Origin of the sequence: Phytoactinopolyspora endophytica (assembly GCF_004138495.1) — a bacterium.
In the GTDB taxonomy this organism is placed as follows: Bacteria; Actinomycetota; Actinomycetes; order Jiangellales; family Jiangellaceae; genus Phytoactinopolyspora; species Phytoactinopolyspora endophytica.
Genome location: NZ_ML142863.1, coordinates 82,060 through 88,927, shown reverse-complemented (window position 1 = coordinate 88,927; position 6,868 = coordinate 82,060). Strand labels below are relative to the sequence as shown.

Below are 6,868 nucleotides of genomic sequence, written 5' to 3'. Positions count from 1 at the left end.
GAGGACGTCATCTTCGCCGGCACCTCTGGACGTCCGGCGCTCGGGCGGGCGGAGGTCGTGCTGACCATCGACAACGCCGATGGCGCACTTCCGATCGAGTACTCCGAGGTGACCATCTCGCGGACCATGTTCCGCAACGGCGGGTCGGAGTATTCGATCAACGGTCAGAGCTGCCGCCTGCTCGACGTTCAGGAACTGCTGTCGGACTCCGGCATCGGCCGGGAGATGCACGTGATCGTCGGGCAGGGACAGCTCGACTCGATTCTGGGCGCCACCCCTGAGGGACGGCGGGGCTTCATCGAGGAGGCGGCCGGGGTCCTCAAGCACCGCAAGCGCAAGGAGAAAGCCCTGCGCAAGCTTGAGGCGATGCAGGGCAATCTGACCCGCTTGCAGGACCTCACCGCTGAGCTACGTCGCCAGCTCGGCCCACTCGGGAAACAAGCGGAGCTCGCCCGCCGGGCCGCCACCATCCAGTCGGATCTTCGCGATGCGCGGCTGCGCCTGCTCGCGGACGACCTGGTACAGGCCAGGGCGAATCTGGAACAGGAGGTCGCCGACGAGACCGCGTTGAAGGCTCGGCAGGCGGAGCTCACCCAGGCGCTCGAACAGGCGCGCGCCGTCGAGGCTCGGCTGGAGGCTGAGATCAAAGAGGCGGCGCCCGTGCTGGCGCGGGCTCAAGATGCCTGGTATCAGCTCTCCGGACTGCGTGAGCGGGTCCGTGGAACGGCGTCGCTGGCCGCGGAACGTGCGCGTCATTTGGTGACCACTGACGACGCACCACCGACCGGCCGGGATCCGGATCAGCTCGAGGAGGAAGCGGCGGCGGTCCGGGAACAGGAAGTCGAGCTCGCCGAGCTGGTCGAGCATGCCAGGGATGCGCTCGACACCGCGATCGCCGAGCGCGGTGAAGCCGAGGACGCAGCCGGGGCAGAGGAGAAACGGCTGGCCGGCCTCATGCGTGCGGCCGCAGATCGCCGCGAAGGGCTCGCTCGGCTCTCCGGGCAGGTGGAAGGACTGCGCCGGCAGGCCGCTGCCACGGAATCCGAACTGACGCGGCTGACCGAGGCCCGCGTCGAAGCGTTGAACCGCGCCGCGCAGGCCGAGCACGAGTACACGAGCTTGGAGACCACCATCGCCGGGCTCTCCGTCGGTGAGGAGGGGCTCGACGCTGAGCACGAACGGGCCGCCACGGAGCTCGCCACGGCCGAACAGGCCCTGGCTGCCCTGCAGGACCAGGAGCATGCCGCCGAGCGGGAACGGGCGACGCTCGCTGCACGCAAGGAAGCCCTGGAGATGGGGCTGACCCGTAAGGATGGTGCGGCGGCACTGCTCGCGGCGTCCGACCGGCTCTCCGGCGTGCTGGGATCGGTCGCGGCGTTGCTGACCGTGGAGCCCGGCTGGGAAGCGACTGCGGCTACGGCGCTGGGATCGGTGTCGGACGCCGTCGCCGTCGAGTCGGTCGATGGTGCGGTGTCGGCGTTGCGGATGCTCCACGACGAGGACCTCGGCCGGGCCGGGTTCCTCGTCGGAGGTGCCCCGGACGACGATCCGAGCAGCTGGATGCCGCTGCCGGCCGGGATGCGCTACGTAGCGGAGGTGGTGACCGCTCCGGCGGAGTTACGTCCTGCTCTGACCAGCCTGCTTCACGGCATGGTGGCCGTCGAGGACCTTGCCTCGGCACGTGCGCTGGTGGCCGAGTATCCGGAGCTGTGCGCGGTGACCAAGGGCGGCGACCTGCTCTCCAGTGGGCGGGCGTTCGGGGGGTCGAGCAAGGCGCCGAGCCTCCTCGAGGTCCAGGCCGCGGTCGACGAGGCCGCCGACCAGCTGGCCGAGGCGAGCGCACGCGCCGAGCGGCTGGGCCGGGAGCTGACCGCGGCGAGGCAGCGCCGGGACGAGGCCGCCGCCGCCGAGTCCGCGGCGCTGAGCAAGCTGCACGAGTCGGACGCGGAGCTCTCCGCCGTCGCCGAGCAGCTCGGCCGGCTTGGTGAGGCCTCGCGGACGGCACACCAGGAGGCTGAGCGTCTTCAGGCGGCGGTCGCCGAGGCCGAGGAGGCCCGGGATCGCGATCTCGAGGCCCTGGCCGCGCTGGAGGAGCGGCTTGAGGCGGCCGAGGACACCACCGACGACGACGCCGAGCCGTCCACCGCGGACCGGGATCGGCTCGCTGAGCTGGTGCGCGAGGCGCATCGGCGGGAGACCGAGGCACGACTTTCCCTGCGGACCAGCGAGGAACGTGCACGAGCGCTCGCCGGTCGTGCTGAGGGCCTGGAGCGGGCAGCCCGGGAGGAGCGCAAGAACCGGGAGAAGGCGGCGGCGCTGGCCCGCAAACGTGCCCGTCAGGCGGAGATCGCCCAGGTTGTGGCGCGTGGCGCGGAGATCCTGCTGGGCCATGTGGAACAGTCGCTGCACAGCGCCGACGCCCAGCGCTCCGCCGCCGAGCAGGCACGATCGGAGCGCGACGCGGCGCTGGCGACGGAGCGGGAGCGCACCCGGACCGTGGCGACCGAGCTGGAAGAGGTGACGTCCACTGTCCACCGCGACGAGCTGGCCCGCGCTGAGCACCGGATGCGGGTGGAAGCGTTGGAGACCAAGGCGTTGGAGGAGCTAGGCGTCGATCCCGACGTGCTGGTGGACGAATACGGTCCGCATCTGATGGTGCCGGTTCTGACCGCGCCCGCCGCTGCCCGCGGTACAGGCAAACAGGACGTGGCCACGACGTCGAGCGAGGACGGACAGGGTGACAGCCGGGAGCGCGGCGCGGCCGGTCCAGAGGGAGTGACCCAGCCAGAGAGCGGGAAACGCGGAGACGGGGCGTCGTCGGACGCTGTGGAAGAGCCGCAGCAGCACGTCCCGTACGTCCGCGATGAGCAGGAGAAACGGCTGCGCAGGGCGGAGCGGGAACTGAACAAGCTCGGCAAGGTCAACCCGCTGGCGCTGGAGGAGTTCGCCGCGCTGGAGGAACGGCACTCGTTCCTGGCCGAGCAGCTGGAAGACCTCAAACGCACCCGCAAGGATCTGCTGGACATCGTCAAAGAGGTGGACGACCGGGTCCAGGAGGTGTTCACCAGCGCGTTCGAGGACACTGCCCGCGAGTTCGACCACGTCTTCTCCCGGCTCTTCCCGGGAGGCGAGGGCAGGCTGGTGCTGACCGAGCCCGATGACATGCTCACCACTGGAATCGACGTAGAGGCACGGCCGCCCGGCAAGAAGGTCAAGCGCCTGTCCCTGCTCTCCGGTGGCGAGCGGTCACTGGTGGCAGTGGCGTTCCTGGTGGCGCTGTTCAAGGCTCGGCCGAGCCCGTTCTACATCCTCGACGAGGTGGAGGCGGCGCTCGACGACACGAACCTGGGGCGGCTGCTCGGCCTCTACGAGGAACTGCGTGAGCGCAGCCAGCTGCTGGTGATCACCCACCAGAAGCGGACCATGGAGATCGCCGACGCGCTGTACGGGGTCTCGATGCGAGGTGACGGGGTCACAGCCGTCATCAGCCAGCGCATCCGGGAGTCCGAACCCGCCTGAGGTCTGTGGTCGCCTTTTGTAGGTTTCTCGCCTCCCGCCGCGCGAGAGGTCTATGGTCGCCTGCCGTGGCGCATGGAGAGTTTGCTCGGCGGCTGGGCCTCCGGCGGCGGCTTGGCTTGTGGTCGCGTAGCGCCGCGCCGTCGGCCTAAGTGCCGCTGACGCAAATTCTCCATGCGCCCGACCTCGTCTCACCTTGAGATCTCATTCGGCTTCGGGCTAGGTGACTAGTAAGAGCCTGTGCCAGGCGTTGTGTGGCGTGCTGTGCGCAATCCATCCGGCAGAACACCGTCGTGCGAGCTGTCGTGTACGAGTCGGCGGTTGTGACGGTGGTCGTGTGATCTGTCGCGTGCTCATAGGCCGCTCGACCCGGTGTCCGGACGGTCGTGGACCGGACCGTGCGGTCTCTGGCCGGTCTCAGCGGCTCAAACTCCCACGACTACGCTCACGACGCCGATCGGCGGCCGATAATCACGCGACACCACGCACGGCCGACACCCGACCAGACTCCGCATGTGTGCCGCAAGGGGATTGCGTGCAAAGCTGGTGGGGTGCGCGTCGGGATACTGGGACCGTTGCAGGTGTGGGCTCCGGACGGCCGGCCGATCGAGGTCGGCGCCGGGAGACCTCGCGCGCTGCTGGCGCGGCTCGCGCTGGATCCGGGCCGAGCGGTGTCGGTCGACGCCCTGGTCGACGCGTTGTGGGAGGACAGCCCGCCGTCGGGTGTCGCGAACTCTTTGCAGTCCGTGGTCTCGCGCTTGCGGCGTAGCCTCCAGAATGGCGCACGGGAGGCGGACGCACCGGAGCTGGCAGCGGGCTCCTTGGCCGGGTCGGCGCTGGTCGCGGCCGGCGATGCGCCTGGGATTGAGCAGGGTGCTCCGGCGATACGGAATGGCGCGACCGGAATCGACGCGGGGCTCACCATCGAGTCGCGGGCGGCCGGGTATGTTCTGACCGTCGCAGAATCGGACGTCGACTGGTGCAAGTTCGAGCAATGTGCGCGCCAGGGACGAGAGGCGCTGCGAAACGGTGAGGTCGAGGCCGCCCACAAACTGCTCAGCGAAGCGTTGGCCTTGTGGCGAGGACCGGTGCTGGCGGATCTGGGGGAGGCATCGTTCGCCGAGGCGGCAGCGGTGCGTCTGGACGAGGCACGGCTGTCCGCCATCGAGGATCGGAATGAGGCCGCCCTCCTGCTCGGCCGGCATGCCGACGTGGTGGCCGAGCTGAACGCGATGGCCGCCGACTATCCTCTCCGTGAACGGATCTGCGGATTGCTGATCCGCGCGTTGGCCGGCGTGGGCAGGCAGGCGGAGGCGGTGGCCGCATATGAGCGGACCCGCAGGCGGTTGGACGACGAGCTGGGTCTCGATCCGTCCGAGGAACTTCAGGACATCCATCTCGCGGCATTGCGCGGAGAGCTGGCCGCGGTCGGCCCGTGGAACACCGGAGCCCGTCCAGCGGCGACGGAACCGCCGGTGCCGCCGCAACCTGCAGCGGCACCTGACACCACTACGCGGCCGTCCGGGCAGCGGGTGCCGTCGCGGTTGACCAGCTTCGTCGGACGTGATGACGAGGTCGAGGCGCTCATCACGATGCTCAAGGAAACGCGTCTGATCACACTGCACGGACCGGGCGGCGCCGGGAAGACCCGGTTGGCCATCGAGGCCGCGCGTCGGCTGATGAGCGATGGCGTCGCCGACGGCGAGGTCGCGCGCGACGATGGGGCCGGCGACGACGTGGCCGTGGGTGACGCCCACGACGCTCTGGCGGTGGGTGCGGACGGTGTCTGGTTCGTCGAGCTCGCTCCCGTCGGTAATGTGCTGGATGTGGCACCGGCCGTGCTCACCGCACTCGGACTCGGCGAAAAGGTGTCTGCCAGCGTCGACGGCATGCGCGAGGAGTTGCCGGCCGCGCACGAGGCGAGCCGGCGGCTGGTCGATGTCCTCACGGACAAGAGCGCGGTGCTGGTGCTGGACAACTGCGAGCATCTGGTCGAGGCGGTGGCCGCCCTCGGGGACGCGTTGCTGTCCGCGTGCCCGGAACTCCGTCTGGTCACCACCAGCCGCGAACCGCTCGGCGTCGGCGGGGAACAGCTGTATCCGGTCGGCCCGCTCGACTTACCGGCCGACGGCGCGGTGGCAGGAGCCGAGGAGGCGTACTCGTACGCCGCCGTCCGGCTGTTCGCCGAACGAGCCGCCGCGGTCCGTCCGGGTTTCCGGATCGACGAGCGGACGGCCCGGCCGGTCGTGGAGATCTGCCAGCGACTCGATGGCATGCCGCTGGCGATCGAGCTCGCCGCGGCGCGCGTGCGTGTGCTGTCCCCGGAGCAGATCGCCGGCCGGCTGGATGACCGGTTCCGGTTGCTCACCAACGGTGGCCGGACAGCGCTGGGCAGGCACCAGACGTTGCGTGCCGTCGTGGAATGGAGCTGGGAGCTGCTCGACAAGCCGGAACGGACGCTGCTGCAACGGATGGCGGTCTTCTCCGGTGGTGCGTCGCTGGATGCGGTCGAGAGCATCTGCGCAGGCGACGGCGTCGCCGTGGAGGATGTTCTGGACACGATCGCCTCGTTGGTGGGCAAGTCTCTGGTGGAGGCGGTAGCGAGCAGCTCGGGAACCGAGGTGCGGTACCGGCTGCTGGAGACCGTGAAGGCGTATGCGGGCGAGCGCCTGGTCGACGCGGACGAAGCGGAGCCGACCGGTGCGGCGCATGCGTGCTACTTCCGCGACCTGTTGGAACGCGCCGATCCTCATCTGCGCCGGTCCGAGCAGGTGGAGTGGATGTCCAGACTGGCGCAGGATTATGACAACCTGCTGACCGGGCTGCGCTGGGCTATCCAGCATTCCGACGCCGAGCTCGCGGTTCGGATGGCGGCGGTACTGGGGTACTACTGGCTGCTGCGCGGGACCACCCAGGAGGGTGGCAGCTGGCTTCGCGACACGTTGGCCGTGCCCGCGCCCCGTCCGCTGGCGCAGAGGGCGCTTGTGCACATCTACGAGGCGCTCAGCTGCTTCTCCGATAGCGGGATGGCCACAATGATGCGCGGCATGGCTCGGGCACGATGGGTGTGCCGTCAGGCCGGTGAGGACGCAACGTCCCCGGTCTATGCCTTCGTTGAGGCTTTATGGGTGTCGACGCTGGATGGAAGGCCCGAGGTTCGGCACCGGCTGGATCCCGCGCGACAGAGTCCCGACGCGTGGTTACGCGGCATCGGGCACATGGCGGGCATGTTCATGGCGAGCGCGATCAGTGATGTCCGCACCAGGGACAGCGACCTGGCATCGGCATTGGCCGAGTTCCGTTCGGTCGGCGATCGGATGGGGACGGCGTTCGCGTTGCGGATGCGGGCGAC

At 69.6% G+C, this 6,868-nt stretch carries 2 protein-coding genes; both read left to right on the top strand.

All coding sequences use genetic code 11. The features are described from left to right. A partial coding sequence (locus ELR45_RS24645; RefSeq protein WP_240760110.1) for an AAA family ATPase occupies nt 1-3,519 on the top strand: 3,519 nt, incomplete at its 5' end. 548 nt (nt 3,520-4,067) lie between these two features. After that, a partial coding sequence (locus ELR45_RS24640; protein ID WP_165368078.1) for an ATP-binding protein occupies nt 4,068-6,868 on the top strand: 2,801 nt, incomplete at its 3' end.